Genomic DNA, 22,398 nt, shown 5'->3' on the forward strand with positions numbered 1-22,398 from the left:
TTAAAAATTCATGCTATTCAAATCCTTATATTTCTCCTGACTCCTGACTTCTGACTCCTGACTCCTGATTAATTGGAATTTGAATAATAAATTCAGTTCCTTGACCTAGTTGAGAATTACAGAATATTTGACCTCTATGTTTTTGTACTATAATTTCATAACTAATAGAAAGCCCTAAACCAGTTCCTTTTCCTACCTCTTTAGTAGTAAAAAACAGGTCAAATATTTTACCTTTTGCCTCTTGAGTAATTCCCAAGCCATTATCAGAAATTTTAATTAAAACTGTGTCTGGATTATCTTGATTAATTTCTGTAGTAATCGTAATAGTAGGAATAAAAAGTTGATCTGTTTCCAGTTTTTCTTCTAATGCATCGATGGCATTACTAAGCAGGTTCATAAATACCTGATTAATTGGAGCTGCATAACACGGAACTAAAGGTAATTCCCCATAATTTTTAACCATTGTAATCTGAGGAAGTTCTGATTTAAGTTTCAATCTATGTTGCAAAATTAACAGGGTACTATCAATTCCTGCATGGATATCTATTTCTTTTTTTTTAGACTCATCAAGGCGGGAAAATGTTCTTAATGATAATACTAATTGACGAATTCTTTCAGCTCCCATTTTCATAGAATTTATCATCTTAGGCAAATCTTTAATAATAAATTCCAAGTCAATATCTTCTGAAAAATCTTTAATTTCTGGAACTGGGTCAAGATAATGTTGATGATATAATTTCATCAAAGTGAGCAAGCTTTGTGCATACTCATCGACATGAGTCAGATTACCAAAAATAAAATTTACAGGATTATTAATTTCATGGGCAATTCCTGCTACTAACTGCCCTAAACTAGCCATTTTTTCACCCTGAATCATCTGCAGTTGAGTTTGTTTTAACTCCCGCAGAGTTTTTGTTAGTTCTTCAGTTTGGGTACGGGTTTTTTCCAGTAATTCAGCTTGTTGTAAAGCAATACCTAACTGCACTCCCACCTGTGCCAACAAATTAATTTCTTCATCTTGCCAATAACGAGGGCTAGAATTTTGATAAGCAACCAGTAACCCCCAAAGTTTATCTCCCTGCAAAATAGGTACAAAAGTTTCATTTCTGGGAAGTTTAGCAGCATGAGTCAGTTTACTGATTACAGGATTAATTGCTAGAGGAGTATGAACCATGGGAGTCCATTCATCAATCATTGAATCTGCGACAAACTCCCCACTCCAGTCTGGATAAAAACGATAAATAGCGACTCTCTCAACTTCTAGTAACTGTCGTACCTCTTGAGTAGTCGTCTGAAAAATCGTATTAATATCCAGAGACTGACGAATTCTATCAATAGTAGTTGAAAGCGCTTTTTGTCGTTCCGTTGCTTTTTCCAATTCTGCCGCTTGAGCTTGAACTTGTTTGAAATACTGAGCTTGTTGTAGTGCAACTCCCAACTGACCGCCAATTTGAGCCAACAATTCTACCTCTGCTACTTCCCACTCACGGGGAGCCGAATTTTGATAAGCTGCCAGCAAACCCCAAAGTTTTTCTCCCTGATAAATAGCTACGATAGCATAAGCTCTTGCTTGATAAGACTCTAATACTTCAATGTAACAGTGACTAAAACCTCCTTTGTAGATATCGTTGCAGGTGCAATAAACTTTTTGGGCAAAATTTTCGCCTTTGTTTTCCTGCAAATAAGTATCATCCACATAATTTGGCAAATCTCTAACGGAACATAGATTAACATTTGCAGGAATTTTAGGATTTTCCTTTTGCTCCTGTATTAACTTCACCCAACCCTCAGCTACTGACTCAGCTACAAACTCCCCACTCCAATCAGGATGGAAGCGGAAGATAGCAACTCTGTCTGCATTCAATAATTGTTGTACTTCTTGGGTAGTTGTTTGGAAAATTGTCTCAATATCAAGAGACTGACGAATTTTATCAACAATCGCAGCGAGAGTTTTTTGGCGTTCTGCTGATTTTTCCATTGCTACTGCTCTGATGGCAAGTTGTGTTGACTGCTCTTGAACCTTCTGAACATACTCAGCTTGTTGTAGAGCTACCCCTAACTGAGTACTTATTTGAGTTAGCAACTCCACTTCATCCTTTTGCCAACAACGGGGACCAGAATTTTGATAAGCTGCCAGCAAACCCCAAAGTTTTTCTCCCAGATAAATGGCAATAATCCCATAAGACCTGGCTTGATAAGACTCTAATACCTCAATGTAACAGTCACTAAAACCTGCATTATAAATATCGTTGCAGATATGATAAACTAATCCTTTATTAAAAGGCCTGCCATCAGTTTCCTGCAAATAGGTATCAGTATGGGGATTTGCCAAATCTTGGACGGAACATCTACTAACATTTTTGTTGATTTCGGAATTTTCCTTTTGCTCCTGTATTAAAGAATTCCAACCTTTAGCTACTGACTCAGCAACAAACTCCCCACTCCAATCAGGATTAAAGCGGTAGATAGTAACTCTGTCTGCATCCAGTAATTTTTGTACTTGTTGAGTGGTTGTTTGGAAAATTGTCTTAATATCCAGAGACCGACGAATTTTATCAACAATTGCTACTAGAGTTTTTTGCCTTTGTGCTGATTTTTCCTGCTCTGCTGCTTTTGCTAGTTGTACCGACTGTTCCTGAACTTTCTGAAAATACTCAGCTTGTTGGAGAGCAACTCCCAACTGAGCAGCTATTTGAGCTAGCAAGTCTACTTCATCTTTTTGCCAATGACGAGGAGCAGAATTTTGATAAGCTGCCAGCAAACCCCAAAGTTTTTCTCCAGGTAAAATTGGCACAAGTGCATAAGCTCTGGCTTCAAATTGTTCTAAAAGTTGAACATAACACTCATCATGACCTACCTCATAAATATCGTTAACAGCAAAAGTTTCATTGTTTGCATACCGCCCCCCCTGAGTTTCTTGTAAAAAAGTATCTTCAATAATGGGCTGAACTCCGACTAGGGAAGTCCATCCTTCTGCAAAAGATTCGGCAATAAATTCCCCACTCCAGTTAGGCAAAAACTGATATATTGCCACTCGTTCTACTTGCAGCAGTTCTCTTACTGCTTGGGTTGCAGTGTCAAAAATTGTCTCAATTTTTAGAGATAAACGAATTTTGTCAAATAATTCACCTACAATTTTCTGGCGTTCGGCTAACTTTTCCTTTTGTCTACTTATAGCTAGTTCTGCTGCCTGTTGTTCAAGTTGTATCAGAGCATCTTCTTGTTGTAGCGCTACACCAAAATGATCGGCTATTTGTTGGACAAATTCTATTTCGTAGTCTTGCCAATGACGAGGTCTACTGCATTGATGAATGCATAGCAAACCCCACAGTTCGGGTAATGCTTCTGTACCTGCACCTTTGAGTAGAGGCACAACTAGATTGGCGCGTACTTGAAATTGCCCCAATATTTCTGCATGGCAATTACTTAATCCTGCTTGATAAATGTCTGCTACTGCTTGTATTCTACCTTCTTGATAATGAACAGCGAATTGTTCCCCAAAACAGTGGTCGTATACTTTAACTGCTAATGCTGAATTCCATTCTACTCCTACATCTTCGGAAACTAATTCTCCTTCCCAGTCTCTTTCAGGATAAAAACGAAACACTCCCACGCGGTCAGCTTTGAGTAGTTGACGTACTTCTGTGGCAGTAATCTTAAAAATTTCTTCTAAATCTAGTGGGGTACGAATTCTCTTGATTACTCTAGCTAAGGCTTTTTGTTGTTGTACTTGGTAATGTGCTGCTTCTAGAAGGTCTGTATTTTTGATTACTACTCCTAGATTTTCAGCCATTTTATGAGCAAGTTCAATCTCCACATCTTGCCATTCCCGAGGTCTGCTACATTGATGTATACAAAGTAATCCCCACAGTTTGGGTTGAGTTAATGTTGTAGCATCTTTGGTGTTATCTACTTTGGGTATAGGAACTACCAAATGAGCTTGTACCTGAAACTCTTGGCAAATTTTGCCCTCAGATTCACTTAATGTTCCTTGCTCAATATCCGTTACAGTCTCAATGTATCCTTCTTTATTGTATGCAGCTAATTCTTTCCCAAAAAGCCAATCTTCTACCTTCATCCCTAAAACAGAATTCCAATCATCTGTTACATCTTCGCAAATAAATTCTCCTTGCCAATTTAACTGAGGATAGAAGCGAAGCAAGGCCACTCGGTCTGCATTGATTAACTGTCGTACCTCTGTCACAGTAATTTTGAAAGTAGTTTCTTGGTCTAGAGATGCTGGAATACGAGCGATCGCTGTTGCTAATTTTTTTTTATATTCTTGATTTTCTACAGACATAATTTATTGATTTTTATTAAAAATTTTATAGATAATGTTTCAGAGCGAGTATCGTTAATATTTGTACCTCATATACGACTGAATCTTTTGTATCTCTAACTCCCGAGCAAATATCTATGAATTATAGACAGAAACTATCTGAATGATTTAGTTATGATGAATCTACATTTTTTGTAGACAATAATTTTAATTTTATTTAACAATTTTTTATACAGTATTATATGATATAATTTAATCATTGTCAATAGTGTCAGCATCTTGCTGGCACTACTGACAGTTACAGCACTTTTGAGGGTAGTGAGGTACAGCTTAATACTAATCTCTATTACCGAATAATTAAGGTTTAAAACCTCTCCTTGGCTGCGCCGCGAGCTGTCGCTCTACAAGGACAAACAGCGGTCGATCTTCAAAGCGAACCGTAGGGTGGGATGGTGAGGAAACCTGCGCCATATCCAATCGGTCGCTAAAAATACAGCATATTTCGGGTAAATGATGTACAAGATGAATAGTGAAAATATTGTAGTGCGGGCATCTTGCCCGCGATTGGTATACCTCATAGAGTCACAAAGTGCTGTAGACAATAGACTTGTCGCTTTATAACTCAAAAAATCCCCAAAAATTTTGTTCTGTAAGGATTGTAGCTATTGGCAAGCAAAAAATCTTGGAATTATTGCTCTGTCTAGCTTGAAGCGATTTTTCCCTCTATTTAGCGACAACTCTAATCAAAAATAAGCGATCGCCTATTTTTGACTGTCTATTTTTAGCGATCGCTTGTCAGTCCAATAGTCACTTTTGGCTGACCATTCTAATGCACCATTTTAGATGAAACAGTCCAGTAGTGGACTGACACAGCTAATTTAGTGCAATAGATTTTTATTCAAATACATGAGCAGTAAAGATTAGAGCATTTTTCTAATGCACCATTTTAGCTGTGTCAGTCTAGTAGTGGCGTGACACGCCTAAAACTGTGTAATAGATTTTTGTTTCTAGGTGTCTTGATCTCCCCACACTCCCCACACTCCCCACACCCCCCACACTCCCCACACCCCCCATCTAATCCACCATTTAAGGTGTGTCACGCCAGTAGTGGACTGACACAGCTAATTTAGTGCAATAGATTTTTATTCAAATACATGAGCAGTAAAGATTAGAGCATTTTTCTAATGCACCATTTAAGGTGTGTCAGTCTAGTAGGGTGTGTTAGCAGTAGCGTAATGCACAAAACCCTATATCTATTGTCAGTGCGTAAGTCCTGATATTATTATGTTTACTTCTCCCCCACTCCCCCACTCCCCTACTCAATAAAATGTGGAGTGGGAGCATCTTGCTCCCTTGCTTGTATCTTGCTCCCATGAAGCGTCGTTGTTCATCCTCATCTACCATTACGCGAGCAGAACTATCATATTATTTAGTTAACCCATGCTCTAAAGCATAACGAACTAATTCTGTTCGACTGTTTGTGCCGGTTTTTGTAAATAGTCTACTGACATACTTTTCTACATTGCGAACACTGGTGTTTAGGTCTCTAGCTATTTCTTTATTCATTAGTCCTCTGGCTACTAAATCTAAAACACTTTGTTCTCTTGGGGTTAAATCTATTTTAATTGGTGATGGGGTTTGAGCGATTGTATTTTTCCCCATTAACATTGCTTTAATTTCGGCAATTTGACTTGCTAAAACAGCGATATCTGAAGTATTTTCACCTTCATTCGTGGTTTTCGCTACCATTCTACGTTCTAACAAATTTTCGACTATAGCTACTAACTCTTCAGGATCGAAGGGTTTAGAAAGGTAAGCATCACAACCTGCTTGATAACCTTGAATCCGGTCTGTAGTCATTCCTTTGGCTGTCAAAAATACTACTGGCAAAACTTTAAACCTTGGATCTTCTCGTAATTTTTGTAGAAATTGATAGCCATCTATTTGAGGCATCATAATATCTGTAATTACTAAGTCTGGTAAATATGATTGTAGAATATCCCATCCTTCATTGGCATTACTAGCAACGTTTACATTAAATCCACTATCTTCTAAATAAGCTTGTACGGCTTCCCGTAATCCTGGTTCATCATCCACTAATAATATTTTTCCTGACATTTTTAATTTTTCCTCTAACACATTTTTAGCTTGAATTGTTTGAGATATCATAATTTATTTTAGTTTTACTACTTTTTTATAATTTAGCTAATTTTCATTATTATCGGGGTTAAAATAATATAAGGTTAACAATACTTGATTGACATACTCCCGACGCTCCCCTACGGAAGAGCGCGGGATTCTTCAGCCAGATAAGCCCTGACCGCAGTTTTAACAGAAGTGATGTCCTCCTCCTGTGTTGACAACAATCCTATCTTTTGTATTAGAAGAGCTGAGTTATAGTCCCTATCTAACTCTTGACCACATTTAGGGCATGAATGCCAGCGTTCTGATAAGCTTTTAGATACTTTATTCAAACATTCCCAACAATACTGAGACGTACCTTTTGGATCTACTTTGATAATTCTCTTGCCTAACTTCCAGGCAACATACTCTAGAATCTGAACAAACTGACCAAAAGCTGCATCTTGCAAAGACTTATTTAGTCCTGACTTAGATGATTGACCATTGGGTAAGAATTGACCATTATCACCTAATTTAGCTTTGCAACGTCGGACTAAAGAAGCTATTTGTAGGTCTTCTAAAAATATCACCTGACAATCACTGAACAAATGATAAGCCAGTTTGAATTGCCAGTCTAAACGTTGTCTAGCTATCAACTGATGCAGTTTCGCTATTTTACGTTTAAGAATATTCCAAGGCTTTGAATGTTTTTGTCTGTTAGCTAATCTTGCTTGAAGTTGAGACAGCCGATGTTCAGAGTGCCTAAAAAACTTAGGCACTTCTATAAACTCACCATCAGATGTAACAGCATAGTGCAATAATCCCAAATCAATACCTTTTGAGTTTTCTTCAGTGGGTTGAATTTCTACAACCTCGCGAGGTACAGCCTTATCTTCTATCGTGAAGCTAATGTAGCACCCGTCAACTTCACGAATTACTGTACCTGTCTTAACCTTGAAACCTTCTGGTATTGGGCGATTATAGACAAAGGGGACTAAGCCAATCTTTGGTAGATTGACACAAAAGCGACCGTTAGCATTTTTGACAATATGGGTATTTGACAACTGAGGATAACTGAAAGAATTATAATAATGCCGACCTTTAAATTTAGGTCTACCACTGGTTTTACCGTTTTGATCGGGTAAGGTATAGTTATCCATTGTTGTTTGTACACGCTGAATCACATCTTGCAATACCTGAGAGTGCATGGACTTGTATTCACCGAAGAGTTTTTTAGTTTGTGCTAAGTTGGCTAACTGTACTGTTTCCCAGGCTACATAACCATTTATTATGTTGGGATGTTTGTCACCTTTTCTAGTTATCGAATTACCATTACTGTCCTTTTTTCTACCGTCGCGGGTTTGTATCCTAAATTCTGGAATGTTTTGGTAAATTCGTTCTACTGGTACTACTGAAACATTAAGAGGACAAGCGTTTACTGGCGTGCGCGTTGCTTCAAACCAGTTTAGCCTTTGAGCTAAACGGTAATTATATTGCTGCCTCGCCATGGACAACCAATTAGATATAATCACCCCTTGGGTTTTGTGTGGTTTGAGCTTGTACTTATATTTCAGTAGCATTGCAGAATCTACCAGGATTTCTCAAAAAGCTATCATAATGGCTGTGTATATAATTGTCAATAGCTATAGCAAAAAGACCTTATGAAAACCACACACTCTAGCCCGGCTCTCATCCCGACGCTCCCCTAATAGCTGCCGCACTTGCTCCGCCAACGGGAGAGCGCGGGACTTCCCGCCGGGGGAGTTAAAGTTTGTTTTTGTGGTATTCAATTATATTTAAAAGTTGGTTTGGTTGAGGAAGAAAACCCATGACTTATAAAAGTCCTTGGGTTTCACTCTTTCTAACTCAACCTACCTGCGAATTAGCTGAAAACTGTTTTATGCCTAACAGCTAACTTGGGAGCGATCTGTTAAAATTTCATAACCAGTATTTGTTACTAATACTGTATGCTCAAACTGAGCTGAAAGAGAATTATCAACAGTAACAGCAGTCCATTTATCGGATAAAATTCGTGTAAATCTAGAACCAGCATTCAGAATTGGTTCAATAGCTAAAGTCATACCTGCTCTTAGTTTCACATTTGGCAAACTGTTAGTTCTAGAGTTAAAAACTGAAGGTTCTTCGTGTAAATTTCTTCCCACACCATGACCTGTAAATTCTTCGACTATACGAAAACCATTTGCTTCTACATGATCTTGAATAGCTCCTGCAAGATCGAGTAGATAAGCACCAGCTTTGACTTGTTCGATACCTTTATACATTGCTTCTTCTGCTACACGAATTAGTTTGGCTGCTTCTGGAGCAACTTCAACTACGCCAATAGTAATACAAGAGTCTCCATGAAATTCTTGATAGTAAGCTCCTGTATCTACTTTTAAAACATCACCAACTCGAATAATTTTTTTCTTACTGGGAATACCATGGACAACTTCGTTATTTATGCAAGCACAAATAGATCCAGGAAAACCATGATAACCTTTAAAACTTGGTGTTGCCCCCATTTCCCGAATGCGTTTTTCTGCATAGACATCTAGATCAGCAGTTGTCATTCCTGGTTTAACAATCTGAGAAATTTCTTTGAGTACTGTTGCGACTATTTTACAGGATTGTCGCATAATTTCTATTTCTCGTTGAGATTTGATTTCTATTCCTCGACGTTGTTTTTTCTTAACAGTAGGACGTGGTTTAGGTTTTGCTGGAGCTGCAAGTATATTACTAAAAATGTTCATGTTTTCTGACAAGTTGTTAAATATTATCTATGATATCTTAAAGTTTAGGTATAACTAAAGTCAAATGTTAAATATATACCTGAACTGATACAAGATAAATTGAGAATATTTTAACCCAACTGGGAATTGATAGATTGAGTTTTTTTTTGACTACAATATTATGAAATTATTGGTTGACTTGCTTTTTTTTGATCATATTCAAATGAGATGTAAATCTAGATAGAGTTTTTTCTAAGAAAAAAAGCTAGCCGACTGATTACCGAATAATTAAGGTTTAAAGCCTCTCCTTTGAAAGGAGAAAAAAGCGGTCTAGGGATGGCGAGGTCTCGGAGCCATATCCAATCGACCAAGAGAATAAAAAATTTTCCCTACCACGTTAATCCTATCTTTGAAAATAAGAGGTAACTATTAATTATTAATTGTTGAATTTATATCCTTATATTTGCTACTATTTAATGCTGTTTGATATCCTCTAGTCTTCCCTATTTCCTGTTTAATCGTACTTGGTTTCCACATCTTAAAAGCGTTTCTCAGTAAGCGTGAGGTACAGTCTTGTCTTTACTTCACTATTGCCAGAGGAGCTGTTGCCTAAAGCCTGGAGTTTTGTACCTCACTCTTTTTGGGAATTGCTATATATCTACTATTAATTTTTAATAATTCTATGATTCTACTATAGTTGTATTTGATTCTGTATTTTGCTTGGGTTTCTTTTTATTAAATAAGCCACTCATAATAATACCTGTTACTAACATCCAGATTAATCCGATACCATTTAGGAGTACATAAAAAGGTTTAATGTCTTCTCCAAGATATTCGGCTTCGTGAATTACCATTAAAATATGTGCCTGGTCTCTGGATAAACCAAACCAATTTCTACCAAGTCGGTAAGCTATTCCTGTAATGACAGTGACAAATAATGGTAGAAAAACTATTGGGGCGACTATTCTATGTAATTTACGGAATGTTTGTTTCATAATTTCCTTTAAAGTTTAAAGTTACCAGCAATGAAGTAAACTAGAATATTTAACGCTTTGCTTTATTGTATTTTTTTCTAGAAGCAAGGCTATCACATACTACAATAATTGAATGCTGCATTTTTACAGCACTTTTTAGGGAGCGTGAGGTACAGTTTTAAGATTAATCTTTTTTTCCCTACTCCCTACTCCCTAAAGTCCTAAAATTTTGTACCTTATCAACTCCAAAACTGCTGTAAAACCTTAAGAGCATTGTGCAATTTACTCTAAGGATTTAATTTTCTAATAAATTCTAGAGGTAAACCATCACAGTCAGCAATAAAAGCAACTTCATAAACATTATTTCCAATCATTTGTTGAGTAGGTTCTAAAAGAATTTTCAATGGTTGAAATATTTCTGGTTGTGCTACTTTAGCAGCATGAAATTGCTGTTTTAAATCATTTAACCAACCAGGTAAATCTGTAGTATTTTGAGTCAAATCAAATGATAAATGATAATATCCAACATAATGCTCATCCCCAAAAGCATCAGGTGCAGATTTTGGTTGAGGAATTTCAATCAGTTCAATTCTACCATTTAATCCCTCCATCCAACAAGCTAAAGTATAGCCTGTACTAAAGCGTTCGCATACCGTAAAACCTAGTTTTTCATAGAAAGCGATCGCCCGATGAATATTGGCTGTCCGAATCGAGGCATGGTGCATTCTAGTTTAATATTTTTAACCTGATTTTCAGTATTAATTTTACAGTAAATAGAACTCAGCTAAGACTAATTTATTTTAGCAATAAATAAGGATAACTTTTCAAGAGAAAAGGGAAAGACTTTTCAGCTATCAACCCTATTCAATCAATCAATATTTATAAATCATTTATAAATGCTAGACCTCCTGCAAAAGTTTTAATTAAATCAATTCAAGATATTAAATCAACAATTTCACCTCCCTATTCCCTATTCACTATTCTCTCTCTTGGTGCGCTACCAGGTGCGTCTGTCGCCGACGCGGGGTCGCACCGCTATTCCTTATTCCCTGACTTCCGCAAGAAGTCTGCTGAATAGCTTATTCAAACAATCGAAAATAGGGATATCGAACGGGTACTCCTGCTTCTTTGTCCAACTGAAAATTGATTACTTCCCAGCAAGGCTCATCCTTGGGGTCGGGACTAAATTCTACAGGTAAACCATAAAGTTTGGGCTTACAGGAAGAGTCAAAATTAGAACGCCAAGGGGTACTACGTTCCAAATAGGTACTAACCAACTCCTGATATCTTTGAGCAATAATCACACGAGTGGCTCTATATCCTTCAGTATAAAGTCGATCCAGCGCTTCATGGATTTCAAACCTAATACCATCGGGATGAGTATGTTGCCGATACCACTCATCGTTCCATAGACGCCAGTGACGGCCAGACTGAAGATGACACAATTTACCAGTATTTGGGTCAACCTCAAAAGCTCCGTGACGAGGACATAAATAGGTATCTGTCAAGGTGAGAGCTGGTATGGTCTGGCGACAGTGAGGACACTGAATTTCAGGGCCAAACATTGGGTATTGGAGGGCAGAATTGATAGAGGATTGGGTCATAGTTTCTAGAGAGCTGTGGTGACTTAATTATAGTTAGCTTGGTTAAAGAATCTGAGCCAAATAGCTACAGGATAGTTACTAAAGTACTACATCAAACTCTTAACCTACATTATGGGGTAGAGAATTTGTGATGTTTCAACCAGGAGTCAGGAGTTAAATATTTTTTAGCCTATGGCAAGGAACGGGTTGATTAGGATATGGACTAATGATGAATCTTAGATTAGGTAATGTTTTTCCCACTGTTGCCTGTTGCCTGTTGCCTGTTGCCTGCTATAAAATTCCGATTAAGCAAACATCACTAATATTAACGAAGATCATGTCAAATCAGCCCTCTTTTTGGCCTCCTCCAGATTTATCCCAAGCTGCTTTTGTGGCAGATAACGCTGTAGTTATGGGTGTTGTGGAAGTAGGAGTGGGAGCTAGTATTTGGTATGGGACTGTTGTCCGAGGGGATGTAGAACGGATCGTGATTGGAAACCATAGTAATGTCCAAGATGGGGCAGTGCTTCATGGAGACCCTGGTTTAGTAACTGTTTTGGAAGATCATGTGACTATTGGACATCGAGCTGTGATTCACTCGGCTCATGTAGAAAGAGGTTGTTTAATTGGTATTGGAGCTGTAATTTTGGATGGCGTACGGGTAGGGGCAGGTAGTATTGTGGGAGCTGGGTCTATTGTTACTAAGGATATACCCCCATTGTCTCTGGTGGTAGGAGTACCGGCGAAAAAAGTTAGGGATATTTCAGAGTCAGAGGCTGCTAATTTGATTGAACACGCTCAACGTTATGAAAAGTTAGCTTTAGTCCATGCTGGCAAGGGAACTGATGTTGGATTTACCAACTGAAGTCAAAAGTCTAAACTCAAAAGTCAAAAGTTAATTGAAGATAATATTATTGAAGAAAGATAACCAACCTTTTTCCTCTTTCCTTGTTAGTTCTTCCTTTCTTGGTAAATGCTGCGCAAACCATTAAAAATTTTCTTCAAAAAACTTAATTTTAGATTAAGATTATAAGAAATGATAAATCTTTAAAAATCTTTAGGAGGGGAGTAAATGGAATTTGACTTTCGTTTGTTAATTGTTCTATTACCTATAATTGCTGCTGGTGGTTGGGCAGTTTACAATATTGGGGCTGTAGCCATTCAACAAATCCAAAAGTTCTTGAACAAAGAAGCTTAGATTTAACCTCAGCTCTTTGCTAAAAAACCGACTGTTTCTTACACTCAGACAACAGTCGGTATTTTATTGATTAATTATATAAAAAATTTAGGGGTAATATATGGCTTTAGAAACTGCTGTAACTGAAACAGTTATTGAGCAAAATATAGAACAGTTTTTATTAGTTCTTTCTGTTTCTCTGAGTGTGGCTACTCTCTCACGAGTTTTTAGTTGGTTCCGTAGAATTCCCTTTACATTATTATTAGTAATTTTCGGATTAGTTCTGGCATTTATTGATGTGAGATTAGTCAATTTATCTCCTGAATTAATACTCGAAATTTTCTTGCCTCCTTTATTATTTGAGGCTGCTTGGAATTTGAATTGGCGAGACTTAAAACGAGATTTAGTTCCAGTGGGATTTTTTGCAATTATTGGTGTAATTATTTCTGTAGTTGGTATTGCTTATGGATTGAATTTTTTCACCGGAATTCCCTTGGCGATCGCTTTTCTCGTCGGAGCTAGTTTATCCGCAACAGACCCTATTTCTGTAGTGGCTTTATTAAAAGAATTAGGAGCAAGTAAACGCCTACGCACTTTAATGGAAGGAGAAAGTTTATTTAATGATGGGGTGGCGGTTGTTGCCTTTACTTTGCTAGTAGGAATTCCATTAGGAACAGTAGATAAATTTTCTATTTCAAACTCTCTATCCACTTTTCTCAGTTTTGTTGGCATCGGTGTCGGTATAGGTTGCTTAATTGGTTTTGGCATTTCTTACCTCACCCAACGTTTTGATTTACCTTTGGTGGAACAGTCACTAACTTTAGTTTCTGCTTATGGCACTTATATAATAGTAGAAAAATTAGGGGGTTCGGGAGTTATTGGGGTTGTCACCGTTGGTTTGATTTTAGGTAATTTCGGTTCTCGCATTGGGATGAACCCCCGCACTCGGTTAATAGTTAGTGAGTTTTGGGAGTTTGTGGCATTTTTTGTCAATTCTATAGTGTTTCTGTTAATAGGCGATCAAATTCGATATTCAAATCTGGCAGATAATATATTATTGATAGCAGTAGCTATTGGAGCAGTTCTTGTCACGCGAGCAATTTCGGTTTATAGTTTGAGTGCTTTGAGTAATTTGGTAGTAAAGTCAAATATTGGTTTAAAAGAACAAACGTTACTTTGGTGGGGAGGTTTACGGGGTTCGGTTTCTATTGCTCTGGTGTTGAGTGTACCTGTAGTTTTGCCTGGGCGAGATGAAATTACGGCAGTTGTATTTGGGGTGGTATTGTTTACATTGTTGGTGCAAGGTTTAACAACTCAGTCAATGTTGAAAGTATTGGGTTTAATAGGTGACCAACCGTTGCGTCAGGAATATATGGAAACGACTGCTCGCCGTGTAGCTTTAAAGCGGGTGCTTAATTATGTGTCTGAGTTGGTCAGGTTGCAAGAAATTGATCCAGAATATTATCGCTATCAGGCAGAATTTTTGCAAAAGGAATTGAAGCAGTTGCAGGAGAAAATTGATAAAATGCAAGCAGAACACTCTCAGTTAGTGGCGCTGGATATGAAGTTATTGCGGGAAGAGTTGGTGGATATCGAAGCGGAAACTTATGCTGAGTTTATTCGAGCAGGTAAGTTGAATAGTAATATTTCTCCTCTTTTGGCAGAAGTATTTGAGGAGAAAGAAGAGCAAGAATCATAAATAGGAATGGAGTAGAAGCAATTCATGTTTGTGCAGCATTCCACAGGAAATTTTCCCTATGGTTTCTTGATTTTTAAATGCTAAAGGTATAAAGAGCGATCGCTCTTGTTGTAATTACAGCACTTCCTGCTGCCCGTGAGGTACATATTTTGCAGGTCATATCATGTCCGTTTGAATACTTATACTTTGGTGCAAGAAAGGCAGAGGGCAGCTATGCTGCTATGCTGTTTGCGTAGCATTCCGTAGGAAAGAGTTTCTTTCAATTAGACATCTGGTAAAAATCAAAAATAAAATCAATTCTTATATCAAATCCGTTGGCTTCGGAGTAATATAATTCTGTTGATAGTCATACAATCGGTAAGGGCGCAATTCGGCAGCTTTGCGGAACGCAAATGGCCATTCGCCCCTACAGTATAGACTCTTATCTTTAAAGACTGAATAACACCGATGCTACCGGATTTGATATTATCCATAAATTATCAATTATTTCTCCCTGTTGCCTGTTGCCTCTTTTCTGGAGATGTCTATTGAAACTTAGTTCTATAGAACCCATTTGAGGTCTATATAATTATGGTAGTCAAGTCTTTTCGCGCATCAATTTTGACCGAAAATCATCTGAAGGAGTGTTGAATTTTTTGTATGATCACGAACCCACATCTTTCCTCTTCCCTCTTACCTCCTGTCTCCTGTCTTCCCCTCCTGGGAGGGGTTAGGGGTGGGTTGTCTCCTGACTCCTAGCTAAAAAAACTTGATATTTATGAAGATACGATCGGGGGTTCTATACACGCTCCGATGCTACCGGACATGATATAAGTCCCCACACAGCAAGAGTTTGACTATTCATGCCTTGTACATCATTACTATTTATTCGCATTCTGCTTATTTCTATGACTAGCAATACGAGCTGCTCCACTATCCACAGGACCACCAGCAATAGGAATCACCTGATATTTGCGCTCTTGTTCTAAATTTTTTAGTTTAGTATAATCAACCCAGTGAATACAATTTACAGGACAAGTGTCGATCGCCTCTTGGATTAATTCTTCAGGGTCGCCATCTTGCTGAAAAACCCGCGCTCGCCCATGATCTGATTCTATATAAAAAGTATTATGGGCAACATGAGCGCAGTGTTTACAACCGATACAGGTAATTTCATCAACGTAAACTCCCTTTTGTCGCAACATTCCACCAAGTTCGGGTTCAAAACCTGAACGTTCGGGAGCATCCCGTAATATTCCACCAAGTTCGGGTTCAAAACCGGAGCGTTCTGTCTCACCTTCTAGGGAGGATGAAGAAAAATCTAACATTTTGTAAAAGTAATAATATTATCTTATGTGTATAAACTTTAGTAAGTTGGCCTTCGTTGATATACCCAAAATACGCTATTAATGTTGTATTAGAGTTATTGGGTTTTGCTAATGCTTTTTCTTACGAAATGCTCCGCTTGCACAGCAAAACCCAACCTAAATTTGAAATCACTTTTCCACAATTTGGAAAGCTGAGTGCTGATCGCTAACTGCTGACTGCTATTTAAGCACTCCAACGTTGAACAACTAGACGTACAGATCCATCCTGGTTTTTTTGCTGTTCGGTAACCTGAAATCCTTGTTTAGCAGTTTCATTAACTACTGTATGGAAAGCATAGCGCTGAGTCACCATATTAAGAAACCGATCTACAGACCATGCTTGTTGCCAAAATTGTAGATCGGCGACTAGCTCATATTCATTACCATTCCAGGTAAACCCTAAGTCATACCCATTATTTTGTTCTACAACTACTTCAGCAGTGCTAGTTTGTCCGCGATAACCCCGGACTTCTGTTGGACCTGATTTCCAGTCAATACCTAAATCTGTGAGAGCAGACTGCAAAGACTTCAGATTACGAATTTGAGTTTTGATTTGACTAAAGTGTGACATAGTAATTCTAAGAGAAATAAACTGAACTCAACAAGAAAAAAATTTTAGTAACTGCTAAAAGAAGAAACTTGCGTCCTAGCAGTATCAGACTGATGCTGCTGTTGAGCAAAGTATTCAGAAGTTGACTCTTGAGTTAAGACAATACCTAACTCAGATTCAATTGCAGCAGTTACTTCTGTACAGGATGCACCAACAATGCCAGTAACTTTTTCCTGTACGCGACCATCCGGATGAATGATGAACTCTAAAGTTTCCATGTTCATAGATGAATGATGAACAGTTGTAGGACTATGTACAGATACCAATTTTTTGAAACTGAATATCTGCTGAAATTGCTTCTTGATTATTTCAATGACTTGCTTTTAATCTAAATCAATTTTTACTAATTGATAGATAAAGAATCATTTCTTAACAAAAGTTATTATAATCTGAAGCATTGCATCAGTTATTTGTTAAGTTTGGCGTATATTTTGGAAACCGTCAAGACAATGGACTCAGGCACGAGGAAATATGGGATCAAGAAAATAGGCAGGTGAGTAATGCAATAAAACTTCAAGCTAAAAGTGCTTGACAAATATTACTCATACTGTTAAAGAAAATATTTTTCTTTAATATTTCTTGTCCAATAAGTATTTTGGAATTTGTCGGTCAGGTATCTCTTGAAAATACAAATGATTTTCTAGGTTAAGCTGATATATATCAGTTGCGATAACCGTTAGAACTGATCGAATAGCTGTTTGTGTAGCAGAACCTAGGAGAACTAACATAAGATTAATGACTAATCTTATCTCCTAGATAACTAAAGCCTTCTTTGTTCTTCTCTCTCCCTTTAGAATAAAGGCTCATTATATAATCTGAAATAATTTTTATGTTTTCTTAGTGAAAATTAGGTTTTGAATTATTTAATTTTCGTTCATTTCTAATAATTGCAAAGAGATTTTTTAGATAATTAATTAAGTCGCTAACGAACCAGGAACTTTAGGTTAAATTCCTTCGTCTTTACTTACCTTTTTAACTTTTGATACCAATTGTTTAAACTTTTGACTTTTAACTTCCGTCAAATGGTATGACTTCCGCAGTGATGCACCTTAGCAGATAATAAAAGTCTGTCCACTTAAATTAAGTGCTATGAGTGCTATGCAAATCACAACTTCCAATAATCCAATTCATATAGGTGTTTTAGGTTTCGGTGGCCTGGGTCAAGCTGCAGCTAGGGTACTCGCTCCCAAACAAGAAATGCTCTGGGTTGCTGCTGCTGACCAAAAAGGTTATGCCTACAATACTCAAGGATTAAATCCCGATCAATGTATGACCATGTACAATACTCAGGGGTCTTTAGGCTATTTAGAATCTGGTGGCGTTTTAAGTAATCAAAGTATTGAAGAACTAATCAAAGTTGCTGATACTGTAGATGGTTATTTTCTGGCCTTACCAAACTTGCCTAATACTTTTATGGCAGATGTGGCAAAACAATTTATTGCTGCTGGTTGGAGGGGTGTATTGGTGGATGCCATTAAGCGTACCAGTGCTGTAGAGCAATTATTGGCCTTGAAAGATGACCTACAAGCTGCGGGTATTACTTATATGACTGGTTGTGGGGCAACTCCTGGTTTATTAACTGCAGCAGCGGCCATTGCAGCTCAGAGTTATGCTGAAATTCACAGTGTAAAGATTACTTTTGGAGTGGGAATTGCGAATTGGGAGGCTTACCGTGCGACAATTCGTGAGGATATTGGCCATTTGCCTGGATATGATGTGGAACGGGCAAAGGCGATGACTGATGCTGAAGTTGAGGCTTTGTTGGAAGAGACTAATGGTCTGTTGAAACTGGAGAATATGGAACACGCTGACGATATTATGTTGGAGTTGGCGGGAATTTGCGATCGCGACCGGGTGAGTGTGGGAGGTATTGTTGATACTCGCAACCCGAAAAAGCCTTTGAGTACTAATGTTCAGGTGACTGGTCGTACTTTTGAGGGCAAAATTTCTACACATACTTTTACATTGGGAGATGACACTAGTATGGCGGCTAATGTTTGTGGCCCTGCTTTTGGCTATTTGAAAGCTGGAGTTGCTTTATATCAAAGAGGTCTTTATGGTTTGTTTACTGCTGCGGAAGTTATGCCACAGTTTGTGCGGTAGTTTAAAATAATTAGGACTTGCGCAGTACAACGTATTTTCCTCATTGCGACTGACAGGGTTTGCGGAGCAGTCCGGAACGGAAAGCAATGTCAAACCCTAGTTTTTCCTACCTCATGCGTAAGTCCTGATAATTCAAAAATCAAATTATCAAAATAATTGGGTCGCGCAACCCCGCCTTTTCAGGCGATCGGGTTTTTGGAGGCTTGCTCAAATTCCCTACTTCCCCTCCTGGGAGGGGGAGGGGCGAGGGGTGGGTTAACTTCAGTAGGGGCGAATGGCCATTCGCCCCTACTGACTTTTGACTTTTGACTTCGTTAAGGGGGCTGAGGAAAAATTCCCCAAAAAAATGTAGGGACGTTCCATGGAATGTTCCTACAAGGGCTTTAAAAAAGGTGTATTTGAGGCTTAATGAGATGTTTTATTAATTGTGACTCTGACAAAAAGAAGCCTATGGGCAAAGTTAAGCCTAAGCCCAAATCAATTAATAATTTTTCGATCAATTATAAACTTACTCAAAAGAATTCTCAACTATAATTGATACAGATTTCAATTAATTTACCCGATATATTCAGAACATAGATAGGGTTGATAGAAAAATTCCTGTCTATTCCGGGGTTATTTGATAGAGTAGTCTCTAATTGGCCTTTGTTATTTGACTTAATAGGACAAATACCATTTGCCCCTACAGTTAAAGAAATAATTTCTAATTTTATTGAAATTACTTCTTATTTAGCAAAAAAAAGAGACTAATCTATTAAGAAGAATTTGAAGCAAGAAGATTCTGCAAATAACTTGTATAAATTACTGAAAACCCTCAAAAATCTGCGTTGAGCTTTGGCAATTGTCTAACTCACCAGATTTAATGAATTTTATCAAAACTGATCGGGAGTGTTGATTATGGCAAAAATTGGTATCTTTTATGGTAGCACATCTGGCGTAACTGAAGAAATCGCTGAAGCATTGCGCGACAAATTCGGCGAAGAAATTTGCGATCTTTATAGTATGGAAGAAGATTACGACGAATATAGTCAACTTCTTGATTATGATTATTTGTTATTGGGTTGTTCGACCTGGGGTGCTGGGGAAGTACAGAATGACTGGCGCGAACCACTTTTTGATATGGATATCGAAAAGCCTGATTTTACAGGAAAAACTATTGCTTTGTTTGGTGCAGCAGATCAAGTCGGTCATGGAAAGCACTTTGCTGGGGCACTGCAGCTTATGTGTGACCACTTCGAGAAACTTGGTGCAACTATAGTGGGAGAGTTTCCTCTTGAAGGTTACAGTTTTGAACACTCTTCAGCAGTGCGTAATGGTAAATTCGTGGGTTTGCCAATTGATGAAGTTAACCAAAGCGAGTTAACTGAGGAAAGAATTACTCAGTGGGTTGAAGCATTACGCCCCATTTTTGTAGGCACGGAAAGTGCTGTTTTGATACCTGCTTAGATATTGAAATTTGAAGGTTGATATTAAATCTGGCTAACCATCTACGCTAAAGTTGTTACGAGTTGTTTAGAATAAATTCCTAAATTTGAGTATTTTTCGACTTCAGTAATAGCAACTTTTTAGCCGGAAATAGTAACATCTATCGCATCGTATGAAAATTTGTTTTGTTTGCATCTAAGTTCATCTCCTTTTGGAGTTGGGGAACATTCCCCAATTTTTTTTTGTGAATATTCATGTCTGCATCAAAGTGGATAATTTTCTCTTTAATGATGCTCAGGAGAAAGTATGGTTTTTTGCGTTGAATAAAAAGTCATGCGTAGGGGCGAACGACTCCTAATATATAAATTATCTCACAACTTTTTGGAAGATGCAAGGCAAAAAAAACTTTGCGCCTATTGAGCTTCACAAAATGATGATTTGGAGGCTGAAACGATTATTTTCTGTATTTCTGGGGTGAGCTAGCATTTTATAGGAACCCTGTTCGTCTTTTTGTCAAACTGGATAATTTTCTATTGTTGATAGTCTGGAGAAAGTCCGGTTTTTGCGTTGAATAAAAAGTCATGCGTAGGGGCGAACGACTCCCAATATATAAATTATCTCACAACTTTTTGGAAGATGCAAGGCAAAAAAACTTTGCGCCACTTCTTGAGCTTAACAAAATGACAGATTGGAGCCTACAGCAATAATTTTCTCTGTTTCTGGAGTAAATTTTCTCCGTTTCATCTTTTTGTCAAACTGGATAATTTTCTATTGTTGATAGTCAGGGGAAAGTATGTTTTTTTGCGTTGAATAAAAAGTCATGCGTAGGGGCGAACAACTCCCAATATATAAATTATCTCACAATTTTTTGGGGAATGCAAGACAAAAAAACTTGCGCCACTTCTTGAGCTTCACAAAATGACAACTTGAAGCCTACAGCAATAATTTTCTCTTGTTGATGGTCAGGGGAAAGTATGTTTTTTTGCGTTGAATAAAAAGTCATGCGTAGGGGCGAACAACTCCCAATATATAAATTATCTCACAATTTTTTGGAAGATGCAAGACAAAAAAAACTTGCGCCGCCGATTTCAGAGCTTCGCAAAATGATAGGTGGAGGCTGAGGTGATTATTTTCTGTATTTCTGGGATGAATTTTGTGAGGTTTTTATAGAGGTTAAATAATTAAGGTTAGACCATGAAAAATTAAGTAGTTATATCAAGCAATGGCAGTTTGATTAGATGATAGGAGCCATGTTTGTAGTTGATTAATCAGAGCTTGAGTTTGATGATAAGCTACCATATCTCCTCCATCGCAGAAACATTTTGCTGCAGCTTGCCAATCTTGAATTGCTGCTTGATAAAGTCCCTGGTGGTGGTGTAAAAGTCCTCGGTTTAAATAAGCTTGAGCTTCATGGGGATTAAGTTGTAGGGTTTTGCTAAAATCTTCCATTGCTCCTTCTATATTTCCCATCTTGCTACAGACACAACCTCGATTTAAATAAGCTCTGGAGTTATTAGCATCAATATTAATAGCATAAGAAAAATCTGCCATTGCCTTGTGCATTTTTTTTGACATTAAATATGCTAAACCTCGCTCATTATAGATATCTGCTCGATCAAAATTATTGTCTTGCTTAGTATTTGCTAAAGCTAGGTTATAGTCTCCTACAGCTTTCTGATAATTTTTCAGTTCAAAATTAGCTAAACCTCGATTATATAAAGCACGAAAATCATTATGATTTTGATTAAGGACTTTGGTATATTCTGCAATAGCTTGTTGGTAATTACTAATGTTGTAGTAGGCTAAACCTAGATTAAGATTTGCTTCTAGATTTTCTGGGTTGAGTTTAATAGCTTGAGTACAGTCAGCGATCGCTTGCTGGTACTTTTCCAACTGAAGATAGACTAAACATCTATTACTATAAGCACTGGCAAAGTTAGAATTAAGTTCTATTGCTTTGGTGAAATTATTAACTGCTTGTTCATAGTTTTTATCTTGAGTATTAGCTATACCTTCGGTGAAAAATTTTTGATAAATTCCGCTTTCTGAGCTAGCAGTTGCAGTTTTCATTGGTGGGGAGAATGAAGAAAAGATTACTGCAAAAACTATGCCAATACTTAGTAGAAATCGATAAAAGTTGTTCATAATATCTGTGAAGATTGATAATAGTTATTAGCGATAATAAGCTATGGCTTTAACATTACAAAAGTTTTCTGGTTGATGAGGTACAAAGTTTTATTGCTCTAGGCAACAGGCAACAGGCAACAGGCAACAGGCAATAGGGATAATAGTCTTATAGCTGTACCTCACTATCCTAAAAAGTGCTGTAAATGCTAATTAGCCTCCAATAGT

The 22,398-nt window shown here is 37.5% G+C and carries 16 protein-coding genes; 5 read left to right on the top strand and 11 right to left on the bottom strand.

The annotated features are described in order from the left end of the window. Nucleotides 1-25: 25 nt before the first annotated feature. From F6K23_RS30280 to F6K23_RS30310, 7 genes are all read right to left on the bottom strand, one after another. Complete coding sequence (locus tag F6K23_RS30280; RefSeq protein WP_293162805.1) at nucleotides 26-4,300, bottom strand: GAF domain-containing protein; 4,275 nt, start codon at nucleotides 4,298-4,300, stop codon at nucleotides 26-28. A gap of 1,404 nt (nucleotides 4,301-5,704) precedes the next feature. Beyond that, nucleotides 5,705-6,397 (bottom strand): response regulator, encoded by a 693-nt coding sequence (locus F6K23_RS30285; protein ID WP_375340803.1) that lies wholly within the window; start codon nucleotides 6,395-6,397, stop codon nucleotides 5,705-5,707. Nucleotides 6,398-6,558: 161 nt separating this feature from the next. Further along, nucleotides 6,559-7,980 (bottom strand): transposase, encoded by a 1,422-nt coding sequence (locus tag F6K23_RS30290; protein ID WP_293162811.1) that lies wholly within the window; start codon nucleotides 7,978-7,980, stop codon nucleotides 6,559-6,561. 324 nt (nucleotides 7,981-8,304) lie between these two features. Further along, complete coding sequence (gene map, locus F6K23_RS30295) at nucleotides 8,305-9,150, bottom strand: type I methionyl aminopeptidase (RefSeq protein WP_293162813.1); 846 nt, start codon at nucleotides 9,148-9,150, stop codon at nucleotides 8,305-8,307. A gap of 659 nt (nucleotides 9,151-9,809) precedes the next feature. Continuing rightward, on the bottom strand, nucleotides 9,810-10,124 hold the full coding sequence (locus F6K23_RS30300) for a PepSY domain-containing protein (protein WP_293162816.1): 315 nt from the start codon (nucleotides 10,122-10,124) through the stop codon (nucleotides 9,810-9,812). A 266-nt stretch (nucleotides 10,125-10,390) separates the two neighbouring features. Next, nucleotides 10,391-10,828, bottom strand: a complete 438-nt coding sequence (locus F6K23_RS30305) for a VOC family protein (RefSeq protein WP_293162819.1) — start codon at nucleotides 10,826-10,828, stop codon at nucleotides 10,391-10,393. A 354-nt stretch (nucleotides 10,829-11,182) separates the two neighbouring features. After that, nucleotides 11,183-11,707: a TIGR02652 family protein gene (locus tag F6K23_RS30310; RefSeq protein WP_293162822.1), complete on the bottom strand. Its 525-nt coding sequence runs from the start codon at nucleotides 11,705-11,707 to the stop codon at nucleotides 11,183-11,185. 316 nt (nucleotides 11,708-12,023) lie between these two features. Here F6K23_RS30310 and F6K23_RS30315 point away from each other — a divergent pair, with 316 nt between their 5' ends. The 3 genes from F6K23_RS30315 to F6K23_RS30325 all read left to right on the top strand — a co-directional run bounded on the left by F6K23_RS30315 (nucleotide 12,024) and on the right by F6K23_RS30325 (nucleotide 14,562). Continuing rightward, a complete protein-coding gene (locus F6K23_RS30315; RefSeq protein WP_293162863.1) occupies nucleotides 12,024-12,551 on the top strand; it encodes a gamma carbonic anhydrase family protein in 528 nt (175 codons plus the stop codon). A gap of 207 nt (nucleotides 12,552-12,758) precedes the next feature. Next, nucleotides 12,759-12,884, top strand: coding sequence for a photosystem II protein Y (locus tag F6K23_RS30320; protein WP_124147437.1), 126 nt, complete (start codon nucleotides 12,759-12,761; stop codon nucleotides 12,882-12,884). Nucleotides 12,885-12,984: 100 nt separating this feature from the next. Further along, entirely contained in the window at nucleotides 12,985-14,562 is a 1,578-nt protein-coding gene (locus F6K23_RS30325; protein WP_293162827.1) for a sodium:proton antiporter, read from the top strand. An 860-nt stretch (nucleotides 14,563-15,422) separates the two neighbouring features. Here the strand turns inward: F6K23_RS30325 and F6K23_RS30330 are convergent. From F6K23_RS30330 to F6K23_RS30340, 3 genes are all read right to left on the bottom strand, one after another. Next, a complete protein-coding gene (locus tag F6K23_RS30330; protein ID WP_293162830.1) occupies nucleotides 15,423-15,869 on the bottom strand; it encodes a ferredoxin in 447 nt (148 codons plus the stop codon). Between the two features lie 223 nt (nucleotides 15,870-16,092). Beyond that, on the bottom strand, nucleotides 16,093-16,479 hold the full coding sequence (locus F6K23_RS30335; protein WP_293162833.1) for a DUF1257 domain-containing protein: 387 nt from the start codon (nucleotides 16,477-16,479) through the stop codon (nucleotides 16,093-16,095). A 44-nt stretch (nucleotides 16,480-16,523) separates the two neighbouring features. After that, entirely contained in the window at nucleotides 16,524-16,736 is a 213-nt protein-coding gene (locus tag F6K23_RS30340; RefSeq protein ID WP_293058200.1) for a DUF2997 domain-containing protein, read from the bottom strand. Between the two features lie 871 nt (nucleotides 16,737-17,607). On the opposite strand from F6K23_RS30340, the gene F6K23_RS30345 reads away from it, so the two are divergent. Next, nucleotides 17,608-18,621 carry a saccharopine dehydrogenase-like oxidoreductase gene (locus F6K23_RS30345; RefSeq protein WP_293162836.1) on the top strand — a complete coding sequence of 338 codons (1,014 nt, stop codon included), beginning with the start codon at nucleotides 17,608-17,610 and terminating at the stop codon, nucleotides 18,619-18,621. Nucleotides 18,622-19,518: 897 nt separating this feature from the next. Beyond that, complete coding sequence (locus F6K23_RS30350) at nucleotides 19,519-20,067, top strand: flavodoxin (protein WP_124147447.1); 549 nt, start codon at nucleotides 19,519-19,521, stop codon at nucleotides 20,065-20,067. A 1,194-nt stretch (nucleotides 20,068-21,261) separates the two neighbouring features. Here F6K23_RS30350 and F6K23_RS30355 read toward each other — a convergent pair. After that, nucleotides 21,262-22,191: a tetratricopeptide repeat protein gene (locus tag F6K23_RS30355; RefSeq protein ID WP_293162839.1), complete on the bottom strand. Its 930-nt coding sequence runs from the start codon at nucleotides 22,189-22,191 to the stop codon at nucleotides 21,262-21,264. Nucleotides 22,192-22,398 lie beyond the last annotated feature (207 nt).

Source organism: Okeania sp. SIO2C9 (assembly GCF_010672455.1).
Taxonomy (GTDB): domain Bacteria; phylum Cyanobacteriota; class Cyanobacteriia; order Cyanobacteriales; family Microcoleaceae; genus Okeania.